The sequence below is a fragment of the Bradyrhizobium sp. SK17 genome, from assembly GCF_002831585.1.
Classification (GTDB): Bacteria; Pseudomonadota; Alphaproteobacteria; order Rhizobiales; family Xanthobacteraceae; genus Bradyrhizobium.
On sequence record NZ_CP025113.1, the window covers coordinates 5200914 to 5224233 of the forward strand.

Genomic DNA, 23320 nt, shown 5'->3' on the forward strand with positions numbered 1-23320 from the left:
CACCATCCCGCACACGATCAGGGCTCGCGCCGGCGCGCGCCCTTTTTTATGGGGCGGCGAACATCTATAGATCGGCCAACCAACAAGGGAGAACGCCGATGACTGACCTCGATCGCCGGACCATGCTTGCGACCGGCGCGCTGGCGCTGGCCGGCGCCGCCGCGCAATCCGCCCCGGCCCGGGCCGAGACCGCGCCGAGGGCGATGTTTCCGGTGCCGGCGGTGACGATCCCGATCGTCGGCGCCAGCGAGGTGTTCCAGGTCCGCCGTATCTACTGCATCGGCCGCAACTACGCGGCGCACGCGATCGAGCGCGGCTCCGATCCGACCCGCGAGCCGCCGTTCTTCTTCCAGAAGCCGACCGATGCGATCCAGAATGTCGCTGTTGGCACCGTCGCCGATCACCCCTATCCGTCGCTGACCAAGAACTATCACCACGAGGTCGAACTGGTCGCCGCGCTGAAGTCCGGCGGCACCAACATTCCCGCCGACAAGGCGCTCGATCACGTCTACGGCTACGCGCTCGGCCTCGACATGACGCGGCGCGATTTGCAGAACGGCATGGCGGCGGAGAAGAAGCCGTGGGAGATCGGCAAGAGCTTCGACCATGCGGCGGTGCTCGGGCCGATCCATCCGGCCAGCAAGACCGGTCATTTCACCAAGGGCGCGATCTCGCTCGCGGTCAACGGTACGGTGCGGCAGAGCTCGGATCTGAAGAACATGATCTGGAGCGTCGCCGAGCAGATCGCGAAGCTCTCCGAGGCGTTCGAGCTGAAGGCCGGCGACATCATCTATTCCGGCACACCGGAGAATGTTGGGCCGGTGGTCAAGGGCGACGTGCTGCTGTGCAAGCTCGAGGGTCTGCCCGACATGTCGATCAGGATCGTCTGACGGGCAGGGCGTCAGCCGGCGAGGTCGGCGTATTCCGGGTGCTTGTCGAGATAGTCCACCACGAAGCCGCAGCCGGCGATCACCTTGTGGCCGTCGGCGCGGATCTGCTCCAGCGCTCCCTTCGCCAGTTCGGATGCGATACCGCGGCCACGCAGCGCGCGCGGTGTCTCGGTGTGGGTGATGATGACGGCAGACGGTGTCCGCCGGTAATTCGCAAAGGCTGTGCCGCCTTGGGTCTCGAGCTCGAAGCGCTGTTGGGCCTTGTTGTCGCGGACGGCAGCCATCGCAATATCCCGGTTGATCCTGTCCTATTGATCTAGGTGCTTGAACCCGTCGATGCAAAGCCGCGACCGCCGCATTGCCCGGCGTGCCGATCCTGCCGCATTGCACACAAATGGATCGGGCTTGCGAGCCGATGCAGTTCGATTAGGCTTGATCCCAGACATACGCCCCTGATGCGGCCCGATGGTCGTTACCGAAGCGATGGGACCGGCCGCTGACGTATGCCCCTTGTCGCAAGGAGGTTGGTCATGTCGGACAATCGTATCTTTGGCACTCATCGTCCCTGGGAGGACTGGCTCGGCATGCTGCTTGGCGTGCTGATCATGGTCTCGCCCTGGTTTCCGATGCAGGTCAGCGACGCCATCGACGTCGAGCGCAGCCACCTGGTGCTCAACAGCTTCGTGGTCGGCATGCTGGTGCTGGGGTTGGCCCAGCTCGAATATGTCGCGCTGCATCGCTGGCAGGAGGTGGCGAGCATCGTGCTCGGCCTCTGGCTGATCGTATCGCCCTTCCTGTTCGGCTACGCGGCCGATCAGGGATTGCAGCTCTGGCACATCCTGCTCGGGGCGATGGTCGCCGGTATCGGGGCGTTGCAGCTCTGGCAGGACTGGAACCTGAGCGAGCAGGAACTGGCGCAGCACTCGCAATAGCGCCGGCTGGACAAAAATATCGAAAACAACCCCATGCACAGTCGGCATGTTGGCGCGGACGACCGGCTGCGGCCGTACCGCACCCGGCGGGCCTTGCCGAGGCGCGCCGCTTGGCGATACACCGGATAGCACCATCGCTTCGCGGCGCTTCAAGACGCCCGGTTCTGACCGAGGAAATACCCGATGACCGTCCTGACCTTGCCCTGTCTGTTGTGCGTATCGGCGGGGCGACGATGAGCGGGACGGAGAGGACCGCGCCGCGCGGCGGGATCGCGCGGGTGTCGCGCCGGGTGATGAACCTCGCCTACATCCTGACCCAGAACGCCCGCCGCCACGGCGATCGCCCGGGCTTCATCTGGAACGAGAAGGCGTGGTCCTGGCGCCATATCGACCAGAACGTTTCGGCACTGGCGGCGGCGCTCGCCGCGCGCGGCATCGTCAAGGGTGACCGCATCCTGGTGCATTCCAAGAACTGCGACGAGATGTTCTGGTCGATGTTCGCGGCGTTCCGGCTCGGCGCGGTCTGGGTGCCGACCAATTTCCGCCTGATGCCGGACGAGGTCGCCTATCTGGCGGCGGCCTCCGGCGCCAAGGCGTTTCTGTGCCACGCCGATTTCCCCGAGCATGCCAAGGCGGCGGCCAATCCGGCGCTCGAATTCATCTGGCGGATCGGCGAGGAGGGCAGCTTCGGCGAGGCGACACTCGGTGACGTCATCGCCAGGCATGCGGGCGCCGTGGTCGACAATACGCCGGTCGAGTACGACGACCCCTGCTGGTTCTTCTTCACCTCCGGCACCACCGGCCGCTCCAAGGCCGCGGTCTTGACCCACGGCCAGATGGCTTTCGTCATCACCAACCATCTCGCCGATTTGATGCCGGGGACGACCGAGGACGACGCTTCGCTGGTGGTGGCGCCGCTGTCGCATGGCGCCGGCGTGCATCAGCTGGTGCAGACTGCGCGCGGCGTGCCGACCATCCTGCTGCCGTCGGAGAAGTTCGACATCGCGGAGGCGTATCGCCTGATTGCGAAGCACCGCGTCAGCAACATGTTCACGGTGCCGACCATCCTGAAGATGATGGTCGAGCATCCCGCCGCCGACCAGCACGACCATTCCTCGCTGCGCTACATCATCTATGCCGGTGCGCCGATGTATCGCGAGGACCAGAAGGCGGCCTTGGCAAAGCTCGGTGGCGTGCTGGTGCAGTATTTTGGCCTCGGCGAGGTCACCGGCAATATCACCGTGCTGCCGCCCGGCCTACACGACCCGGAGGACGGCCCGCATGCGCGGATCGGCACCTGCGGCTTCGAGCGCACCGGCATGCAGGTCTCGATCCAGGGCGACGACGGCCGCGAGCTGAAGCCGCACGAGACCGGCGAGATCTGCGTGATCGGCCCCGGCGTGTTCGCCGGCTACTATGACAACCCAGAGGCCAATGCGAAGGCGTTTCGCGACGGCTGGTTTCGCACCGGCGACCTCGGCCACATCGACGAGGAGGGGTTCGTCTACATCACCGGCCGCGCCTCCGACATGTACATCTCGGGCGGCTCGAACATCTATCCGCGCGAGATCGAGGAGAAGCTGCTGACCCATCCCGCGGTCGGCGAGGTCGCGGTGCTTGGCGTGCCCGATCCGTTCTGGGGCGAGGTCGGTGTCGCGGTCTGTGTCGCGCGCGAGGGCGTCGATGCGGTCGCTGAAGCCGAGCTTGCTGCGTACTTGGCGCCGAAGGTGCCGCGCTACAAGATGCCGAAACGCTTCTTCTTCTGGGAGGCGCTGCCGAAGTCCGGCTACGGCAAAGTGCCGAAGCGGCTGATCCGCGACGAGCTCGAGGCGCGCGGGCTGCTCGAGGTGATCGCCAAATCGCCGGGCGCCTGAGGCATGCGCAGCATCGCCCAGCCCGGCGCTTCGCCTCCCGAGCGCATCCAATGGGTCGCCGGGCGCGGCCGCGGCTTTTCCTTCGTGCTGGAGGCCGGCATTCCCTTGCTCGAAGCCGTGCGCCGCGGCTTCGCTGCCGAAGGGTTTTCCGGCGGCGTGCTGAGCGCCAGGAGCGGCGCGCTCGGGCCGTTCGCCTATGTGATGCCGGCGCTGTCGAAGGACGGCGCCAATGCGGCGTTCTACAGCGACACGTTTCGTCCCGACGGCGTGACGCGGCTGAAGCTCGCGGCGCTGACTTTCGGCGAGCGCGACGGCGCGCCGTTCTTCCACTGCCACGGATTGTGGACCGAGGCCTGCGGCCGCAGCAATGGCGGGCACATGATGCCGGATGAGACCGTCGTCGCCGAGCCGTTCGAGGTCAGCGCGTTCGGGATCGACGGCGCGACGTTCCTGGCCGAGCCCGACAGCGAGACCAATTTCAAGCTGTTCGGTCCCGTCGCATCCGCGCCGTGCGGGGCGAAGACCACGGGCCGTGCCTTCGCGATGCGGCTGCGGCCGAACCAGGATTTCGCCGGCGCACTGGAAGGCTTTTGCCGCAAGCACGGCATCCTGCGCGCGCGGCTGCACGGCGGCGTCGGCTCGACCATCGGTGCCGTCTTCACCGACGGCCACAGCGTGGTGCCATTCGCGACCGAACTCGCGGTGACCGCCGGCGCGATCGCACCCGACGCCAATCGCCGGCTCCGCGCCAGCCTCGACGTCGCGCTGGTCGACTATCTCGGCGGCCTCGCCGAGGGACGGCTGGTGCGCGGCGACAATCCGGTGCTGATGACGATGGAGCTGGTGCTGGAAGTGCTGGAGGAGGCGGAGCAGTTGTAGGTTACGGTTTCTCTGAGCGTCGTTCCGGCGTGTGCTGGGGCCGACATCGCCCCACGTCCTCTACTGTCGTCCCGGCGAAGGCCGGGACCCATACTCCGTGGCAGATATTGTCGAAGGGACTCGTCGTTCCGCCGTCGTGAACCAATGACCATGTGTGGTTATGGGTCCCGGCCTTCGCCGGGACGACGATGTGGCTCTTTCTCGCCCCAACTGCAAACAGCTTGTACGGTGTCGTCACCCGCGAAAGCGGGTGATCCAGTATTCCAGAGGCGGTCATTATTGAGCCGATGGGGCGCGGCGTACTGGATCGCCCGGTCGAGCCGGGCGATGACAGCAATGACGGGTGGGCAGGGCGCCACGGAAGGTTTGCACCGTCGCGCAACCCAGCGCCAGGGCGCGTCACCGCCGCTTGCGGACATGGACGTTGATGTCGAGGTCGATCGCGCTGACGCAGGTCTGCTCCGTCAGGTGCGAGCCGCCTTCGTGCCAGGAGCCCTCGCGCAGGCGGATGTCGCTGACATTGGCGAGCCGCAGGCAGCGCCATTGCGGCAGCTTGCCGGAGCTCGCGCCGGCGAACTGCCAGGCCAGCACGACCTCTTCGCCGCTCTTGCTGTGGCCGATGACGTGCGGACACAGTTCGCGTGGCCGGCCGTCGTAGACGCAGACGATCTGCTGCTCGGTGAGGATCGCGTTGCGGAAGCGGGCATAGGCCTTGCTGGGCATGAGGCATTGGGCCATCTAGGATTGTCGCGGGCGCCTATCATAAACTGATGCGCCCGCCGTTGTTTCCCCGGATCCGTGCCCATGGCCAGACGAAATCGCCCGATCAACATGCCCGCGCCGTATCTGAAGCGGGTGTGGCTCGATCCGGCACGGATTCCGAACCGCCAGGCCTATCCGTTCGTGCTGCCGTTGCTGCGCGATGATTTCGAGCTGAGCTTCGAGGAGGCCATCACCATCATCGTCGGCGAGAACGGCACCGGCAAGTCGACGCTGCTGGAGGGCATCGCCGTGATGGCGGGTTATGACGACGCTGGTGGCGGCAAGGGCTATCGCGCCGTCGATCACGGCGGTGCGGTGGAGAAAATGGGCGGCTCGCTGGCGACGGCGCTGCGCGCGAGCTGGCTGCCCAAGATCACCAATGGCTGGTTCTTCCGTGCCGAGAGCTTCTTCTCGGTGGCGCGCTATCTCGATGAAGCAGCACTGGACGTCGGCGACATGCCGCCGGACTTCCTGTCCCACTCGCACGGTGAAGGTTTCCTGCGCTTCTTCGAGGAGCGCTGCCGACGGCAGGGCATCTTCATCTTCGACGAGCCGGAATCCGCGTTGTCGCCATCGCGCCAGATCGAGTTCCTCAAACTGCTGCACCGGATGCACGGCACCGGCCATTGCCAGGTCATCATGGCAACGCATTCGCCGATCCTGATGGCTTATCCGAACGCGACGCTGCTGCGGCTGACCAAATATGGCCTCGAACCGGTGAACCTGAGGGACACCGACCATTACCGGCTGATGCGCGAGTTCTGCGACGACCCCAAGGGCTTCGTCGAGGCGGTGATCACGGAGTGAGGTGACTCGAAATCGGAGGGAACCGAAAGGAACCGAAACGGCGCCCGCGTGTTACGGCTGCATGACCCGATATTTCTTCGATTATCATTGCTCGGACGGCGCTGCGACAATCGACGAAACGGGGCAGGAGCTGGACAGCCTCGACGCTGCGCGGGCCATGGCGTTGGCGGCGGCCGGCGACGCCGCGCTCGACATGTCCCGCGATGGCCAGGAGGTTCGCTTGACGATCGACGTCCGCGATGGCGTGCGCGTTGTTGCCGGCGCCACCCTCACCATTTCAACCAAGTGACCCTGCAATGCACCAACGATTGATCGCGCGCCTACAGGCGGTCACCGGCCTTTCGCAGGACGAACGCGCCGTACTCAATGCGCTTCCACATACGATCCGGACGCTCGGCGATCGCGAAAGCATCCTGAGGGAAGGCGACCGGGCGCTGAACTGCGTCGCGCTGATGAACGGCTTTCTGTATCGCCAGAAGATCGTCGGAGATCGCAGCCAGATCCTGTCGCTGCACGTTCCGGGCGACATCCCCGACCTGATGACGTTGTATTTGCCGACCATGGACCACGATCTGATCAGCGTCGGGCAGAGCACCGTCGCGACGGTACCGCACGCGGCGCTCAAGGCGCTGTTCGACAAGCAGCCTTCACTCGTGCACACATTCTGGCGCGAAACGCTGATCGACGCCGCGATCTTTCGACATTGGGTCGGCAACCTTGGAGCGCTGGATGCCATTCGTCGCGTGGCCCAATTGTTTTGTGAGCTCGCCGTGCGTCTGGAGTTCGTCGGCCTGCTCAATCAGGACAGTTTTGCGTTCCCGCTGACACAGGCGGATATTGGATCGGCCTGCGGCCTTTCCACGGTCCATACCAACCGAACCTTGCAGGCGCTCCGGAAGCGAGGATTGCTGGAGTGGCGCGGGGAGCTGGTTTCGCTGCCGAACCGGGCGGAGCTGGAACAGCTGGCTGAATTCAATCCGGACTATTTGCAGCGAAAGGCTCAGCCCACGTAGTCGATCTTCCAACAGCGCCGTGGAGGGCTTGAAACGAGGGCCTGCGAACGACTAAATCTCCTAAAGGGGGGCGTCCTCGGGAACGGAACCTCGTCGATGACGCCACGATTTGTTTTGGTCGCATTTTCAATCGCGTTCGGACTGGCTGTGATTTGCGCTGCCGTCACAACGTCCCGGCAAATTTCCGCTTCTCAAACCGGCACCATCTCGCGAGCAACGTGAGCCGGCGGCTGGGCCTGACCGCGGGCCGTAAGCCAGTCAGTCATTTGGCGAGCGCGATCATGATTGTCGCAGCAGGCTTGCCTCCGGGAGAACATCGGCGGCGGCGAACTTCACTCTGGTGCAAGCAGCCGCTTTCCATCTGCTCCAGAATACCGGAACATGAACTTCGGCACGCGCTTGGCGGAAGACCGAAAACCGGGGGGACGAGATGAGGAGAGCGATCGCGGGGGCTGGCGCCGTGCTGGTGGCGTTGGCCGTGCTGGGGGCCGCATGGGCACATGGGCCGACCCGCCAGAAGGTTCGCGAATCCATCGAGATCGACGCGCCGCAGGCCAAGGTCTGGGCGGTGATCGGCAATTTCCAGGACATGAGCTGGCTTGCCGGCGTCACCAAGACCGAGGGCGAGAAGGGCAACGAGATCGGCGCTACGCGGCGGCTGACCTTGGCGCCCGGCGTCACCATCGACGAGGAGCTCTACAAATACGAGCCGGAGATGCTGAGCTATTCGTACCGGATCACCGCGGTCGACGTGAAGGTGCTGCCGGTCACCAATTATTCCTCGACGCTGACGGTGTCGCCGGCGCCCGACGGCAAGGCGAAGCTGGAATGGGCCGGCGCATTCTACCGCGGCTATCCCAACAACGACCCGCCGCCGGAGCTGAACGACGAGGCCGCCATCAAGGCGGTGAGCGGCCTTTATCGCGCGGGGCTCGAGGCGCTGAAGAAGAAGATCGAGAGCGGCACCTGATCATGCGGGTGGTCGCGCTGCTGGCGCTGCTCGCCGGGCTCGGCAGCGCGCACGCTGAAGAGGCGTTCGTCACCAACCAGCTCAGCGATGATCTCACGGTGGTCGATCTCGTGACGTCGAGGCCGGTCGCGACCATCGCGATCGGCGGCAAGCCCGCGGGCGTTGCGGTCAGCGCGGATGGCCGTTTCGCCTATGTGACGAGCCCGGATGCCAAGGCGGTCACCGTGGTCGACGCATCGGCGCGAAAGGTGGTCGGCCGGATCGATGTCGGCGGCGGCCCGCTCGGCATCGCGATCGCACCTGACGATGCGACGGTCTACGTTGCCGACTGGTACGCTGCCACGGTGCGGGTGATCGACGCCAAACAGCAGCGCGTGGTCGGCCGCATCGCGGTCGGCGCATCGCCGTCCGGGCTCGCGGTGACGCCGGACGGGCACCTGCTGCTCTCGGCGGATCGCGACGACGACAGCGTCTCGATAACAGATACGTCTGTGCACGAGCGGAGAGGGATCGTGAAGGTCGGCGCCCGTCCGTTCGGCATCACCATCGATGCCGAAGGCAAGCGCGCCTACACCGCCAATGTCGGCTCCAACGATGTCTCCGTGATCGACATCGCGACCGCCCGCGAACTCGGGCGCGTGCGTGTCGGCCTGCGGCCCTACGCGGTGGCGCTGGCACAGGGCCGCGGCTTCGTCACCGACCAGTATGACGGCAAGGTCAGCGTGTTCGACCTCGCGACCTTGCAGCCGCTGAAGCGGATCACGGTCGGCGACTATCCCGAAGGCATCGAGGCGACCGCCGACGGCAAGCGCATCGTGGTCGCGAACTGGGAGAGCAACACGCTGAGCGTGATCGATGCGGTCGAGCTGAAGGTCGTCGGCGAGGTCAAGGTCGGGGACGGACCGCGGGCGTTCGGAGCGTTCCTGAGACGGACCGACTAGGGGCCGGCACGTAGGGTGGGTTAGGCGAAGCCGTAACCCACCATTCCGGTCGCAGAGACGCTGCGGGTTACGCCTTCCACCTTCGCTCGTTGAGCTGCGGTGGACGCGGTCGGCTAACCCGCCCTACGATCTGCCTTCGTGGTAGGCTTATCGGCGACCGATCGTCGCCGCTTCATCAAGGGCAGGCCCATGACCTCATTCAAGCCTGACGGCTGGCCGTGCGTCATCCCGAGACTAGTCACCCGCGATCCCGCCGGCCTGACCGAATTCCTGCGAAGCGTCTTCGGTGCGGAAGGCGAGGCCCGCTCCGGCGCGCCAGCCGAAATCCGGATCGGAGACTCGATGCTTCTGATCAGCGACGGCGGAGCCGTACGGGACGCAATGCCGGGCTCTTTCTATGTCTACGTTCCGAACGCGGACGAGACCTATCGCCGTGCGGTTGCGGCCGGCGCCGAAACGATTGAGAGCCCAGCGGATACGGCATACGGTGACCGGCGGGCAATGGTTCGAGATGCATGGGCGAATGTGTGGCAGATCGCAACGCGCCGCGGAAGGTGAGGCGCGCTTGCTGTAGCCCGCATGAGCGTAGCGATATGCGGGAGCCGACAGCGCATCCGGGCCGACACCCCCGCATATCGCTTCGCTCATGCGGGCTACTCGCTTACTGTAACAGACCGGCGGATTACGCTTCGCCAATCTGCCCTACGTTGGTTACTCCGCCGCCTCGCTCGCTGAGCTCTTCCTCGGCTTGCTGTTCGCCTTCTTCAGCACCGGTGCCAGGAACTTGCCGGTGTAGCTGCGCGGTGCCTTGACGATATCCTCGGGCGGGCCCCAGGCCACGATCTCGCCGCCGCCGTCGCCGCCTTCGGGGCCAAGGTCGATGACCCAGTCGGCGGTCTTGATGACTTCGAGATTGTGCTCGATCACCACGACCGTGTTGCCCTGGGCGACCAGCTCGTGCAGCACCTCGAGCAGCTTGGCGACGTCGTGGAAGTGCAGGCCAGTGGTCGGCTCGTCCAGGATGTAGAGCGTGCGGCCGGTGGCGCGCTTCGACAATTCCTTGGCGAGCTTGACGCGCTGGGCTTCGCCGCCGGACAGCGTGGTGGCCTGCTGGCCGACATGGATATAGTCGAGGCCGACGCGGTGCAGGGTCTGGAAGGTCTCGCGCACGCGCGGCACCGCCTTGAAGAACTCGGCGGCCTCCTCGACGGTCATGTCGAGCACGTCGGCGATGCTCTTGCCCTTGAACAGCACCTCCAGCGTCTCGCGGTTGTAGCGCTTGCCCTTGCAGGTGTCGCAGGTGACGTAGACGTCGGGCAGGAAGTGCATCTCGATCTTGATGACGCCGTCGCCCTGGCAGGCCTCGCAGCGGCCGCCCTTGACGTTGAACGAGAAGCGCCCGGGCTCGTAGCCGCGTGCCTTCGCTTCGGGGAGGCCGGCGAACCATTCGCGGATCGGCGTGAAGGCGCCGGTATAGGTCGCGGGGTTGGAGCGCGGCGTGCGGCCGATCGGCGACTGGTCGATATCGATGATCTTGTCGATATGCTCCAATCCCTCGATGCGGTCGTGCGGCGCGGCGCCTTCGCTGGCGTTGTTGAGCTTGCGGGCGATGGCGCGGTACAGCGTGTCGATCAGCAAGGTCGACTTGCCGCCGCCGGAGACGCCTGTGACGCAGGTGAACAGGCCGAGCGGGATCTCGGCCGAGACGTTCTTCAGATTGTTGCCGCGGGCGTTGACGACCTTGATGGTGCGGCGGTGGTTCGGCGGCCGCCGGTCGGGCACCGGCACCGAAAGCTCGCCGGTGAGGTACTTGCCGGTCAGCGATTTCGGGTTGCGCATGATCTGGTCGGGCGTGCCTTCGGCGACGATGTTGCCGCCATGCATGCCGGCGCCGGGGCCGATGTCGAGCACGTAATCCGCTAGGCGGATGGCGTCCTCGTCATGCTCGACCACGACCACGGTGTTGCCGAGGTCGCGCAGCCGCTTGAGGGTATCGAGCAGGCGGGCATTGTCGCGCTGGTGCAGGCCGATCGACGGCTCGTCGAGCACGTAGAGCACGCCGGTCAGGCCGGAGCCGATCTGCGAGGCCAGGCGGATGCGCTGGCTCTCGCCGCCGGACAGCGTGCCGGAGGAGCGCGACAGCGTCAGGTAATTGAGGCCGACGTCGAGCAGGAAGGTCAGCCGCTCGCGGATCTCCTTGAGGATGCGGGCGGCGATCTCGTTCTGCTGCGCGTTCAGCGCCGCCGGCACCGTTTCGAACCATTCGCCGGCACGCTTCACCGAGAGGTCGGAGATCTCGCCGATATGCTTGCCGCCGATCTTGACGCACAGCGCCTCCGGCTTCAGCCGGTAGCCATGGCAGCCCTCGCAGGGGATGTCGGAGAAATACTTGCCGAGTTCCTCGCGCGCCCATTCGCTCTCGGTCTCGCGGTAGCGGCGGTTGAGGTTGGTGATGACGCCCTCGAACGGCTTCTTGGTGTCGTAGGAGCGGACGCCATCCTCATAGGAGAACTTGATCTCGTCGTCGCCGGAGCCGTGCAGCAGCGCGTTCTGGACCTTCTTGGTCAGGTCCTTCCATTTGGTGTCGAGCGTGAACTTGTAGTGCTTGCCGAGCGCGGTCAGGGTCTGGATGTAATAGGGCGAGGACGATTTCGCCCAGGGCGCGATCGCGCCCTTGCGCAGGGTGAGGTCCTTGTCGGGGATGACCAGGTCCTCGTCGATATGCTGCTCGACGCCGAGGCCGCCGCAGGCCGGACAGGCGCCATAGGGATTGTTGAACGAGAACAGCCGCGGCTCGATCTCGGGGATGGTGAAGCCGGACACCGGGCAGGCGAACTTCTCCGAAAACAGGATGCGCTCGGGACCGCTCTTGTCGTGGATTTTTGCCGTTTTCTTCTTGTCTTCCTTGTCGCTCGCCGCTGCCGCCGGCGCGTCGGCGTATTCGATCACGGCGAGGCCCTCGGCGAGCTTCAGCGCGGTCTCGAAGCTTTCCGCGAGGCGCTGGGCGAGGTCGGGGCGCACCACGATGCGGTCGACCACGACGTCGATGTCGTGCGGGAATTTCTTGTCGAGCGCCGGTGCCTCGGCGAGCTCATGGAAGGTGCCGTCGATCTTGACGCGCTGAAAGCCCTTCTTGAGGTATTCGGCGAGCTCCTTCTTGTACTCGCCCTTGCGGCCGCGCACGACTGGCGCCAGCAGATAGAGGCGGGTGCCTTCGGGCAGCGCCAGCACGCGGTCGACCATCTGCGAGACGATCTGGCTCTCGATCGGCAGGCCCGTGGCGGGCGAATAGGGCACGCCGACGCGCGCCCAGAGCAGGCGCATGTAGTCGTAGATCTCGGTGACGGTGCCGACGGTGGAGCGCGGATTCTTCGAGGTGGTCTTCTGCTCGATCGAGATCGCCGGCGACAGGCCGTCGATCTGGTCGACATCCGGCTTTTGCATCATCTCGAGGAATTGCCGCGCATAGGCCGACAGCGACTCGACGTAGCGGCGCTGGCCCTCGGCGTAGATGGTGTCGAACGCGAGCGAGGATTTGCCGGAGCCGGACAGGCCGGTGAACACCACGAGCTTGTCGCGCGGAATCTCGACGTCGACGTTCTTCAGATTGTGTTCGCGCGCGCCGCGGATGGTGATGGCGCGCGATGAGGAGCCGGCGGTCGGTTGGCGCTTCGCCTTGAGCACTTCATCCATTGCGGCAATTCCGGGCGCGTGACGCTGCGCCTTTTGGGCGCGCATCGCCGGTGCTGCCGGGACCTTGCGCCGATGGGTGTGAGGACTGGAACGTAGGAAGAACGGCCGGCAATTTCCAGTGCTGAATGATCGCCATCAACGGATAGTTTGCCTGATGGCAGCAGCAGTCAGCAGGACAGGTTCCGAAACGCAAAAAGGCCGGCGCGAGGCCGGCCTTTCCGTGCGATCTGGGTACTTCGATTAGTACTTGGCGAGGATCGGGCCGCCGAAGTGATAGTTCACGCCGAACTGCACGCTGTGCAGGTTGAGGTCGCCGGAGCGCACGCCGAAATAGTTCTCGCTGCCGAGGCTGCGGTACAGGTACTCGCCCTTGATCGACCACTGCGGCGCGATGAACGCCTCGATGCCGGCGCCGACGGTCCAGCCGGAGTGGAAGTTGCTCTGCGACGCCGTGATGCCAAGCGCGCTGACAGTGATCTTGTTGTCGATCCAGGCATAGCCGCCGGTGCCGTAGAACAGCACCTTGTCGACCGCGAAGCCGAAGCGGCCGCGCACGGTGCCGAGCGCATCGGTCTTGCTCTTCACGGTGGTGCCGAGCGTGGTGATCGACGCATCGACGTCAGCCCAGCCGCCGTCGGCCTCGAGGCCGTACACGATGTTGCCGGCCTGCCAGTTGTAGCCGATGGTGCCGCCGACGAAGCCGCCTTCCATCTTCGGGTTGCCGGAATTCTCGCTGGCGTAGCCACCGAAGCCGCCGATGTAGAAGCCGGTCCAGTTGGTGTAAGCGACCGGCGGCGGAGCCTTCACGTAGGGGGCGCGAGCCGCCATATCGGCGGCCATGGCCGGTGCAAACGCGCTTAGTACAAGCATGCCGGCCGATGCCAGCAAAACATTCCTCATTTTCAAAGTCCAAATCCCTTTTTTTCTTGGCCATTTTCTTTTTGCCCCTCCGAAACGCCGGAGGGCGCGTCATCGCAGTGTCGCGTGACGTTCATATGTTTCTACATAGAAATGCTGGAACTTCTGTATCCGGGAAACCACAATGCCCGGAAATTGGGCATCGAGCGCTTATGCGCACGCACAGCGAAAGAGCCGGCGATGAGGCCGGCTCTGCCGTCTCGATACGATGTCGCGCCGCGTCCGGTTCAGTATTTCGCGGCGACCACCGGGCTCGGCGCGTTGAAATGGTAGTTGATGCCGAGCTTGACGGTGTGGAACGTGTCGCTCCATTCCGAGCGGTCGTTGAGCGCGGGTGAATACTGGATCGGGGCGACCTTGCCGAGATCGATGTAGTTGTACTCGAACTTGGCCGACCAGTTCGCCGCCAGCATGTATTCGACGCCGGCGCCGATGGTCCAGCCCCAGCGCGTGTCGCTGGCCGACACCGAGGGCGGCGCGAGACCCGCGTTGTAGCGGTGCTGGATGTCGCCGACCGCCGCGCCGCCGCTCACGAACCACAAGGTGGCGCCGTCGGCGTAGCCGAGCCGGCCCTTGATGTCGCCGAAGCTGCGCAGCGCGGTGTAGTAGCTGTCGAGCACGCTGGGTGGCCCGACATTGATGATGTCGGAGCGGCCTGTGATGGCCGACCAGTGGTAGTCGCCCTCGATGCCGAACACGGCCGGCCCGGCCTGGACGTTGTAGCCGATCACGCCGCCGATGAAGCCACCGCCGGTGTTGTAGTTCTGCGTGCCATAGAATGCCGCGTCGTTCGGCGCGCCGAGATAGGTCTCGTTGCTGGTGCCCCAGCCGCCGCCGCCCTGGGCGCCGAGGTAGAAGCCGTTCCAGCTGACGGCCGGCGCGACGAGGACTGGCGCCGGAGCAGGGGGGCGCGCGGCGAGGTCAGCCGCTGACACGGACGCAACGCTGAGCACGGCGAGGCCGGCTGCACAAAGGAGCTGTCTCATGGATCCATCCCACTTCGATTCGATCACTGCGAGACAGGCTACCAGCACAGGTTGCAATTCGGCGTAGCGCCCGCGCAACACCGACAAGATTTTGATTTTGCTTGATATTTTACGATTTATTAAGATTTAACCATGATCGATTCGGGGTCGGATGCCGGGGCGATCCGACGAAGATGCAGCCGGACAGCAAAAAGGCCGGCGCAACGCCGGCCTTTTCGTTTGGACCAAATCTGTTCCGTGATCAGTACCGCGCGACCACCGGGCCGCCCCACCTGTAGTTGACGCGGACGGTGACGAGGTCGACGTCCTGGCGCTCGCGGATGGTGCTGTTGAGCGCGCCGGTCGGGGTGACCAGGTTGTAGGTGTTGTCCTGCATGAACAGGTGGTCGTATTCGAGACCAGCGGTCCAGTTCGGGGCGAAGCCGAATTCGACGCCGGCGCCCACGGTGCCGCCCCAGCGGGTGTCGCTGGCGCGGCCGGCGAGCACGCCGGTCGGCGTGAAGTAGGTGCTGTAGCGGTTGTCGGTCAGCGCCGCGCCGCCCTTGACGTAGAGCAGCGTGTTGTTGACGGCGTAGCCGATCTGGCCGGTGAACAGGCCGAAAGCGTCGATCTTGCTCTGGTTGGTGAAGAGGCCCGGGAAGATCACGCTGGCGTTGCTGCCCTTCAGGTCAGCCCAGTCGCCCTGTGCCTCGAGGCCGAACACCCAGGTGCCGGACTGCCAGCGATAGCCGATCTGGCCACCGGCGACGCCGCCCGTCGCGTCATGACAACCATCGCTGCCGATGGAAATTCCGCCCGGGGTCTGGTTCCAGCAATTGTGGCTCGAGCCCCAGCCGCCGTTGGCGCCGATGTAGAAGCCGCTCCAGTCGTACACGGCGGCGATCATCGGCGGCGCCTTGGTGTAGGGACGGGCAGCCAGATCGGCCGCCGCGGCCGGCGCAGCGAACGCGATCAACGCGACCGTACCGAGCAAAAACTTCTTCATAATCAATCCCCCAGCTCCCCGATCGGCTTCCAACTTGTCCCGAAGCACGATCCCAGACGCGAGCGCCCGCGCCATGGCTGGAACTTATACGCTGATTCAACCGCGAACGCCGTCTCCCAAAAGCAACACTCGCGGATGAAGTGGTGGTTAGGCAAGGTGCTGATTTATTTTGAATTTTTCCAAGTCGCAACGGCCGGCCGGCGATCTGAGGCGAAGCCGGCGGCAGCGCGGTCGGCGCCAGCCATTGCTACGGTTGGTTGTGGCGAACAAAACTGGAACAATTCCGGCCGAGATGCTATATCCCGATAATCGTGGATAACCCGCGCGACGGCAAAGGCACCGGGCCGGCGCCGGCGTATAGGGTCTTCGACGACGCCTGCAGGTAAGTGGCGAAGGTTGAGAGTGGCGGCCGATGTCCGGCGGCCCGGTTTAGGTGGAGATGATGCGATGGCGGGAAGCGTGAACAAGGTGATCCTGGTCGGAAACCTCGGCAAGGATCCGGAAATCCGGCGGACGCAGGACGGCCGTCCGATCGCAAACCTTTCCATCGCCACCTCGGAGACCTGGCGCGACAAGGGCACCGGCGAGCGCAAGGAAAAGACCGAGTGGCATCGCGTCGTGATCTTCAACGAGGGTCTCTGCAAGGTCGCCGAGCAATACCTGAAGAAGGGTGCCAAGGTGTACATCGAGGGCCAGTTGCAGACCCGCAAATGGACCGACCAGAGCGGCGTCGAGAAGTACTCGACCGAGGTCGTGCTGCAAGGCTTCAACTCGAACCTCACCATGCTCGACGGCCGTAGCGGCGGAGGCGGCAGCTTCTCCGATGATGGCGGCAGCGATTTCGGCTCGTCCGGTCCGGTCAGCTCGGCGCCGCGCCGCGCGGTCGCCGCCGGCGGCGGCAGCCGCAACAGCGACATGGACGACGACATCCCGTTCTGACCGATGGTTTCCGCGTTCGACCAGCCGTTCCGGGAAGCTCACGTTCCGGGGCGGCGTAATGACGCGCGAGGCAAGAGATTAATGTGGACAATGAGGATAACCTCGTAGTCCACTGAAATTACGTGCTCTCGGAGGTTTGAGCGGGCGGGTTCCCCAAATTTTGACAGTGCTTGATGTGAATGATATTTACATTGGGCGCGGCGAAATGATGTTCGGCCGCCAATTCGAGGGCCGCCATCATGAGCCTTGCGCCGTTGCTCGACGCCGCGCCTGCGATCCCGCTCCATGCCTTTGCCGCGATGGCCGCCTTCGTGCTCGGCGCCATCCAACTGGCCGCGCCCAAGGGCACGTTGCCGCATCGGACGCTGGGCTGGATCTGGGTGATCCTGATGGTCATCGTCGCCGGGAGCTCGTTCTGGATCCATCAGCTCCGGCTGGTCGGTCCGTGGAGCCCGATCCATCTGCTGTCGATCTTCTCGCTGGTGATGCTGGTGCTCGGCGTGTTGGCGGCGCGGCGCCACAATGTCCGCAGCCACAAGTTCACGATGATCGGCATCTTCTTCGGCGCGCTGGTGATTGCCGGCCTGTTCACCTTCGTGCCCGGGCGGATCATGCACGCCGTCGTGTTCGGGCAGTGATCGAACGGCCAGGCGAACAGCGAAGGGCAGGCAGCGAATAGCCGAAACCCGCGTTCCATCCGCAATTCGCCACCCGCTATTCGGTTCTTGGGCCAAGCGGCGATCAAACCCAACGACAGGCCCGTAAGTGCATGAAAAAACGAAGGGAAAAACGGCTTGCCGTGACCGGCCAAGGGTGGTTATCAGGCCTCCGATGGGCTATATGATTCCCCAGTCCAACTGACCGGATTTCCCTTTTGTCCGAACCCGAAGACGACAAGCCCGGCGAGCCGCGGCTGCCCTCAGATATTCGTCCCGTTTCCATTCTCGACGAGATGAAGAAGTCCTACCTCGATTACGCGATGAGCGTGATCGTGTCGCGTGCGCTGCCCGATGCGCGCGACGGGCTGAAGCCGGTGCACCGGCGCATTCTCTACTCGATGCATGAGCAGGGACACACGCCGGACAAGAAGTACGTCAAGTCCGCACGCGTCGTCGGTGACGTGATCGGTAAGTACCATCCGCATGGCGACCAGTCGATCTACGACGCGATGGTCCGCATGGCGCAGGACTTCTCGCTGCGCGTGCCGCTGATCGACGGCCAGGGCAATTTCGGCTCGATCGACGGCGATCCGCCGGCGGCCTACCGATATACCGAAGCGCGGCTGACCAAGGCGGCGCTCGCGGTTCTCGCCGACATCGACATGGATACTGTCGATTTCCAGCCGAACTACGACAATTCCGAGAAAGAGCCGTCGGTCCTGCCGGCCCGGTTCCCGAACCTGCTGGTCAACGGCGCCGGCGGCATCGCCGTCGGCATGGCGACCAACATCCCGCCGCACAATCTCGGCGAGGTCGTCGATGCCTGCGTGGCACTGATCGACAATCCGGGGCTCACGATCGACGAACTGATCGACATCATTCCGGGTCCCGATTTCCCGACCGGTGGCATCATCCTCGGGCGCCAGGGCATCCGCTCCGCCTATCACCTCGGCCGCGGCTCGATCGTGATGCGCGGCAAGGTGACCATCGATACCATCCGCAAGGATCGCGAAGCGATCATCATCACCGAGATTCCGTATCAGGTGAACAAGGCCTCGATGGTCGAGCGCATCGGCGATCTGGCACGCGAGAAGAAGATCGAGGGCATCGGCGAGTTGCGCGACGAGTCCGACCGCGAGGGCTACCGCGTCGTCATCGAACTGAAGCGCGACGCCGTGCCGGACGTGGTGCTCAACCAGCTCTACAAGTTCACGCCGCTGCAGACGAACTTCCCCGCCAACATGCTGGCGCTGGATTCCGGTCGTCCGCAGACCATGACCCTGAAGGACCTGCTCACCATCTTCGTCGCGTTCCGCGAACAGGTGGTGACGCGGCGGACCAAGTTCCTGCTCGGCAAGGCGCGCGACCGCGCCCACATCCTGGTCGGCCTTGCGATCGCGGTTGCCAATATCGACGAGATGATCCGCGTGATCCGGACCTCGCCCGATCCGACCACCGCACGCGACGCCCTGATGTCGCGCGACTGGCCGGCGCGCGACGTCGAAGCGATGATCACGCTGATCGACGATCCCCGGCATCGCATCAACGAAGATGGTACGCTGCGGCTGTCGATGGAACAGGCCCGGGCCATCCTCGATCTGCGGCTGCAACGCCTGACTGCGCTTGGGCGGGACGAGATTTCCGACGAGCTCGACAAGCTCGCGGCCGAGATCGCCGACTATCTCGACATCCTGCGCTCGCGTGCGCGGGTGCAGGAGATCGTCAAGACCGAACTGGCCGAGGTGAAGCAGCAGTTCGCCACCCCGCGCAAGACTCAGATCATCGAGCAGGAAGGCGAGGTCGAGGACGAGGACCTGATCCAGCGCGAGGACATGGTCGTCACCGTGTCGCATGCGGGCTACGTCAAGCGCGTGCCGCTCTCGACCTACCGGGCGCAGCGCCGTGGCGGCAAGGGCCGCGCCGGCATGCAGACCCGCGACGAGGATTTCGTCTCGCGCCTGTTCGTGGCCTCCACCCACACGCCGGTGCTGTTCTTCTCGTCGCGCGGCCAGGTCTACAAGGAGAAGGTCTGGCGGCTGCCGATGGCGGCCCCCAACGCGCGCGGCAAGGCACTGATCAACATCCTGCCGCTGGAGCAGGGCGAGCGCATCACCACGATCATGCCGCTGCCGGAGGATGAATCCTCCTGGGGCAATCTCGACGTGATGTTCGCGACCACGAGCGGCACGGTTCGCCGCAACAAGCTGTCCGACTTCGTCGACGTCCGCCGCTCCGGCATCATCGCGATGAAGCTCGGGGAGGGCGAGGCGATCGTCGACGTGCAGATCTGCACCGAGCGCGACGACGTGCTGCTGACCGCCGCCGGCGGGCAGTGCATCCGCTTCCCGGTCCCCGATGTGCGGGTGTTCACCGGCCGTACCTCGATGGGCGTGCGCGGCATCGCGCTGGCCGAGGCCGACAGGCTGATCTCGCTGGCCATCCTGCGCCATGTCGAGACCACCTCCGACGAGCGCTCGGCGTACTTGAAGATGCGCCGCGCGGTGGCCGGCGAGGCCACGACCGAGGAGCCGGTCGAGGCCGAGGGCGAAGAGACGGCGAACGATTCGATCCAGCTCTCGCAGGAGCGCTACGCCGAGCTGTCGGCGGCCGAGCAGGTGGTGCTGACGGTGTCCGTCAACGGCTACGGCAAGCGGACCTCGTCCTACGAGTACCGCACCACCGGCCGCGGCGGCAAAGGCATCGTCGCGATGAGCGTCAACAACCGCAACGGCAATCTGGTGGCCTCGTTCCCGGTCGAGGATGCCGACCAGATCATGCTGGTCACCGACAAGGGCCAGCTGATCCGCTGCCCGGTGGCCGACATCCGCGTCGCCGGCCGCTCGACCCAGGGCGTCATCGTGTTCGACACCGCCGAGGACGAGCACGTGGTCTCGGTCGAGCACATTCCGGAAGAGGAAAACGGCGAGAACGGCAACGGCGGCTAGCGCCGCCGTTTCGGAGATGCTCCGTAGCCCGGATGGAGCGTAGCGAAATCCGGGCTACAAGAAGGCCTATGCGGTGCTCTCCAGTTCTGCCGTGAGCTTGGGGAGCGCGTCGACCTTGCCGATCTGCGCGAACCAGCACCAGAGCTCCAGCGTGCAGGCGAGCCGGTAGAGCGCGATCGTGGCCTCCCAATCCGGCCGGTCGCGTGTGCCGTGGCCGGCGAGCAGGCCGTCGCGCTTCGGCGCGTCCTTCGGCGTGAAGTAGTACAGCGCCTTGGCCATATCCATCAGCGGATCGCCGGCCGTGCAATTCTCGAAATCGACGATGCCGGAAAGCTGCGGGCTTCCCTCGGCGTTCACCAGCACATTTCCGGCATGGAGATCGTAATGGCACAGGCGCGGCGTCTGGGCTGCGTCGAGCAAATGGCTGCGTGCGGCAATGCTGGCCTGTAGCCGCTCGGCCAGCGCCGCGTCCCCGCCGCGCGTGCAAAACTCCGTCAGCTTGCGCTCGAACTGGGCCGACATGTAGGCCCGGTTGCTCGGGTGCGGCGTCCAGACGCCGTCCGGGCCGATATAGCCGAAGCTATCGAGGGTGACGTCGTTGATCCTGCGCAGCGCCGCGCCCATCTCGGCATGGATCGCAAACAGCTCCTGCTCGGTCAACCCCGGCTCGCGCTGGCCGAGCATGACGCCGTCGAGCTTGCTCATCAGCACGAAGCTGAGATCGATCGTTGAACGCGTATCGTCGGCGAGGAGAATGCGGGGGACGGGAATAGCGACATCGCGCAACAGCCCGAGGACGTGGACCTCCTTCGCCATCTTCCATTGCAACTGCGTCGGGTAGGCCTTGAGGATGCAGTTGGGCGCGTCCGCCAGCACGATCTCGAGGATCGTACTGATCTCGCCGCCGCGCAGTTCGATGACATCGCTCACAGTTGCGTGCGGGGCGATGCTGCTGACGATGGCTTGCGCCTGCTCGATCGAGATCGTCAGCCTCGGTTTGAGCTGAAGCGGTGGATCGTCCGCCATTCCTCGAGACCACGTAGCCCGGATGCAGCGAAGCGCAATCCGGGACAAATCGATATGGCTCCGCCAGTCCCCCGGATTTCGCTCCGCTGCATCCGGGCTGGGACTAGATCTCGATCTCCGTGCCGAACTCCACGACCTGGCCGGTTGGCACGCCGAAGAACGCCGCCGACCGCTCGGCGTTACGTTGCAGGAAGGCGAACAGCGACTCGCGCCACACCCACATGCCCGGAACGTCCTCGCGCGGGATGATGGTTTCGCGGCCGATGTAATAGGTCACGTCCGAGAGGTCGATGCCGGGCAGCTTGTTCTGCCGGCAGGCCAGTTTCAGTCCCTCATAGATCGTCGGATACTGCATGAAGCCATAGTGGAGGATGATCCGCGTGATGCCGGGGCTGATCTCGATGACGTCGGCGCGCTCTTCGTCCGCAATCCGCGGTCGCTCCTCGATCTGCACGGTGACCAGCAGCACGCGCTGATGCAGCACGTGATTGTGCTTGACGAATTGCGTCAGCGCCAGCGGCACCCCATTGGGGGCCGATGCCAGGAACACGGCGGTGCCGGGCAGGCGGGCGCTGCATTTGTTGACCGCGGTCTCGATCAGGTCCTCTTCCGGCTGGCGCAGCTTGCTGCGTGCCTTCTCGACCAGCTTCACGCCGCTGCGCCAGGTCAGCATCAGGAACGCGACGGCGGCAGCGAGCAGCAGCGGGAACCAGCCGCCCTCGAACAGCTTCTCGGTGTTGGCTGCGAAGAAGATCGCGTCGATGATGAAGAAGAAGCCGTTCACCGCGATCACCAGGATCGGCGAGTAGCCCCACTGGATCGCCACCAGGGCCGCAAGCAGAGTAGTGATGGCCATCAGCAGCGACACGGCGATGCCGTAGGCGCCGGCGAGGGCGTCCGAGGTGCCGAAGGCGAGCACCGCGCCGAGCGTCGCCGCCGCGAGCAGCCAGTTCACCAGCGGCACATAGATCTGGCCGATCGCATCGCTGGTGGTGTGGCGGATATGCATGCGCGGCAGGAAGCCGAGTTGGATCGACTGCTGGGTCAGCGAGAACACGCCGGAGATGATGGCCTGCGAGGCGATCACGGTCGCGACGGTCGCGAGCAGCACCAGCGGGTAATGCGCCCAGTCGGGAGCGAGCTGGAAGAACGGGTTGTCGATCGAGTTCGGGTCGTTGATCAGCTCGCCGGCCTGGCCGAAATAATTCAGCACCAGCGCGGGCAGGCAGATCGCGAACCAGGCCAGCCGGATCGGGAAGCGGCCGAAATGTCCCATGTCGGCATACATCGCCTCACCGCCGGTGACCGCGAGGAAGGCGGCGCCGAGGATGGCGAAGCTGACGTGGAAATCCTGATGCACCAGGAAGTCGAACGCGTAGTACGGGCTGAGCGCGACCAGCACCGCGGGCGCCTTGACGATGCCGTGAATGCCGAGCGCTGCGAGCACGGCGAACCAGAACAGCATCACCGGGCCGAAGATCTTGCCGATGAAGCCGGTGCCCTGCTTCTGCATGATGAACAGGCCGATCAGGATGATGACGGTGAGCGGCACCACCGCCGGCGCCAGCGAGGGCGCGTCGACCTTGAGGCCCTCGATCGCAGACAGCACCGAGATTGCCGGCGTGATCGCGCCGTCGCCATAGAGCAGGGCGGCCCCGACCAGTCCGACCACCAACAGGTGGGAGCGCCAGGTGCCGGGCGCCGCATTTCGCGCCGACAGCAAGGCCAGCAGGGCGACGATGCCGCCTTCGCCGCGGTTGTCCGCGCGCAGGATCAGCATGGCGTATTTGACCGAGATGATGAGGATCAGCGCCCACAGGATCAGCGAGACCGTGCCGAGCACGGCACTGTGGGTGAGCGGGCCGCCATGGGCGGCGGCCTTGGCCGCTTCCTTCAGGGCGTAGAGCGGGCTGGTGCCGATGTCGCCATAGACGACACCGAGGGCACCGAGGGTGATCGCAAACGGCAGCGGGCTGCTTGGAGGATGGCCAGAAGAAACGATGGCGGGCGTACTGGTCACGGCAATCCCCGATGGCTCGCACCCGCCGGGTGATCCGGCCGGTTGCCTTAGACGATAGTCTGCGACGGGACGTCGCAAATT

Annotated in this window: 21 protein-coding genes; 13 read left to right on the forward strand and 8 right to left on the reverse strand. The window is 65.1% G+C overall.

Features of this window, described 5'->3' with window-relative positions; translation table 11 throughout:
- Positions 1-98 precede the first annotated feature (98 nt).
- Complete coding sequence (locus tag CWS35_RS23860) at positions 99-890, forward strand: fumarylacetoacetate hydrolase family protein (RefSeq protein WP_100954092.1); 792 nt, start codon at positions 99-101, stop codon at positions 888-890.
- 11 nt (positions 891-901) lie between these two features.
- Here the strand turns inward: CWS35_RS23860 and CWS35_RS23865 are convergent, their stop codons facing one another.
- Positions 902-1174, reverse strand: a complete 273-nt coding sequence (locus CWS35_RS23865) for a GNAT family N-acetyltransferase (protein WP_100954094.1) — start codon at positions 1172-1174, stop codon at positions 902-904.
- 246 nt (positions 1175-1420) lie between these two features.
- Here CWS35_RS23865 and CWS35_RS23870 point away from each other — a divergent pair, with 246 nt between their 5' ends.
- The 3 genes from CWS35_RS23870 to CWS35_RS23880 all read left to right on the forward strand — a co-directional run bounded on the left by CWS35_RS23870 (position 1421) and on the right by CWS35_RS23880 (position 4575).
- The gene (locus CWS35_RS23870; RefSeq protein WP_100954096.1) at positions 1421-1822 is read left to right on the forward strand and encodes an SPW repeat protein; all 402 of its coding nucleotides are present in this window, start codon (positions 1421-1423) and stop codon (positions 1820-1822) included.
- 233 nt (positions 1823-2055) lie between these two features.
- Positions 2056-3696 carry an acyl-CoA synthetase gene (locus CWS35_RS23875; protein WP_024578296.1) on the forward strand — a complete coding sequence of 547 codons (1641 nt, stop codon included), beginning with the start codon at positions 2056-2058 and terminating at the stop codon, positions 3694-3696.
- A gap of 3 nt (positions 3697-3699) precedes the next feature.
- Positions 3700-4575, forward strand: a complete 876-nt coding sequence (locus tag CWS35_RS23880) for a PCC domain-containing protein (RefSeq protein ID WP_100954098.1) — start codon at positions 3700-3702, stop codon at positions 4573-4575.
- 399 nt (positions 4576-4974) lie between these two features.
- Here the strand turns inward: CWS35_RS23880 and CWS35_RS23885 are convergent, their stop codons facing one another.
- Complete coding sequence (locus CWS35_RS23885) at positions 4975-5313, reverse strand: hypothetical protein (RefSeq protein ID WP_157817214.1); 339 nt, start codon at positions 5311-5313, stop codon at positions 4975-4977.
- Between the two features lie 66 nt (positions 5314-5379).
- Here CWS35_RS23885 and CWS35_RS23890 point away from each other — a divergent pair, with 66 nt between their 5' ends.
- The 6 genes from CWS35_RS23890 to CWS35_RS23915 all read left to right on the forward strand — a co-directional run bounded on the left by CWS35_RS23890 (position 5380) and on the right by CWS35_RS23915 (position 9626).
- Positions 5380-6144, forward strand: a complete 765-nt coding sequence (locus CWS35_RS23890; protein WP_024578293.1) for an AAA family ATPase — start codon at positions 5380-5382, stop codon at positions 6142-6144.
- 61 nt (positions 6145-6205) lie between these two features.
- Complete coding sequence (locus CWS35_RS23895) at positions 6206-6433, forward strand: hypothetical protein (RefSeq protein ID WP_024578292.1); 228 nt, start codon at positions 6206-6208, stop codon at positions 6431-6433.
- A 7-nt stretch (positions 6434-6440) separates the two neighbouring features.
- Complete coding sequence (locus tag CWS35_RS23900) at positions 6441-7157, forward strand: Crp/Fnr family transcriptional regulator (RefSeq protein ID WP_100954101.1); 717 nt, start codon at positions 6441-6443, stop codon at positions 7155-7157.
- Between the two features lie 430 nt (positions 7158-7587).
- Positions 7588-8127, forward strand: coding sequence for an SRPBCC family protein (locus tag CWS35_RS23905; protein ID WP_100954103.1), 540 nt, complete (start codon positions 7588-7590; stop codon positions 8125-8127).
- 2 nt (positions 8128-8129) lie between these two features.
- Positions 8130-9068, forward strand: a complete 939-nt coding sequence (locus CWS35_RS23910; RefSeq protein ID WP_100954105.1) for a cytochrome D1 domain-containing protein — start codon at positions 8130-8132, stop codon at positions 9066-9068.
- A gap of 189 nt (positions 9069-9257) precedes the next feature.
- Positions 9258-9626, forward strand: coding sequence for a VOC family protein (locus tag CWS35_RS23915; RefSeq protein ID WP_100954107.1), 369 nt, complete (start codon positions 9258-9260; stop codon positions 9624-9626).
- 153 nt (positions 9627-9779) lie between these two features.
- Here the strand turns inward: CWS35_RS23915 and uvrA are convergent, their stop codons facing one another.
- The 4 genes from uvrA to CWS35_RS23935 form a co-directional block, all read right to left on the reverse strand.
- Complete coding sequence (uvrA, locus tag CWS35_RS23920) at positions 9780-12761, reverse strand: excinuclease ABC subunit UvrA (protein ID WP_100954109.1); 2982 nt, start codon at positions 12759-12761, stop codon at positions 9780-9782.
- 240 nt (positions 12762-13001) lie between these two features.
- A complete protein-coding gene (locus CWS35_RS23925; protein ID WP_100954111.1) occupies positions 13002-13661 on the reverse strand; it encodes an outer membrane protein in 660 nt (219 codons plus the stop codon).
- A gap of 245 nt (positions 13662-13906) precedes the next feature.
- A complete protein-coding gene (locus tag CWS35_RS23930; RefSeq protein ID WP_024583982.1) occupies positions 13907-14665 on the reverse strand; it encodes an outer membrane protein in 759 nt (252 codons plus the stop codon).
- Positions 14666-14906: 241 nt separating this feature from the next.
- Entirely contained in the window at positions 14907-15650 is a 744-nt protein-coding gene (locus tag CWS35_RS23935; protein ID WP_024583983.1) for an outer membrane protein, read from the reverse strand.
- Positions 15651-16097: 447 nt separating this feature from the next.
- Between CWS35_RS23935 and CWS35_RS23940 the strand changes: the two genes are divergently transcribed.
- The 3 genes from CWS35_RS23940 (at position 16098) to gyrA (ending at position 20193) form a co-directional block, all read left to right on the forward strand.
- Positions 16098-16589 (forward strand): single-stranded DNA-binding protein, encoded by a 492-nt coding sequence (locus tag CWS35_RS23940; RefSeq protein ID WP_024583984.1) that lies wholly within the window; start codon positions 16098-16100, stop codon positions 16587-16589.
- Between the two features lie 239 nt (positions 16590-16828).
- Positions 16829-17227 carry a DUF2306 domain-containing protein gene (locus CWS35_RS23945; RefSeq protein ID WP_100954113.1) on the forward strand — a complete coding sequence of 133 codons (399 nt, stop codon included), beginning with the start codon at positions 16829-16831 and terminating at the stop codon, positions 17225-17227.
- 236 nt (positions 17228-17463) lie between these two features.
- Positions 17464-20193, forward strand: coding sequence for a DNA gyrase subunit A (gene gyrA, locus CWS35_RS23950; protein ID WP_024583986.1), 2730 nt, complete (start codon positions 17464-17466; stop codon positions 20191-20193).
- 66 nt (positions 20194-20259) lie between these two features.
- Here gyrA and CWS35_RS23955 read toward each other — a convergent pair whose 3' ends face one another.
- Together CWS35_RS23955 and CWS35_RS23960 are read right to left on the reverse strand one after the other, a co-directional pair.
- Positions 20260-21219, reverse strand: a complete 960-nt coding sequence (locus tag CWS35_RS23955; protein WP_100954115.1) for a phosphotransferase family protein — start codon at positions 21217-21219, stop codon at positions 20260-20262.
- A gap of 103 nt (positions 21220-21322) precedes the next feature.
- A complete protein-coding gene (locus CWS35_RS23960) occupies positions 21323-23176 on the reverse strand; it encodes a potassium transporter Kup (protein ID WP_024583988.1) in 1854 nt (617 codons plus the stop codon).
- Positions 23177-23320: the final 144 nt, after the last annotated feature.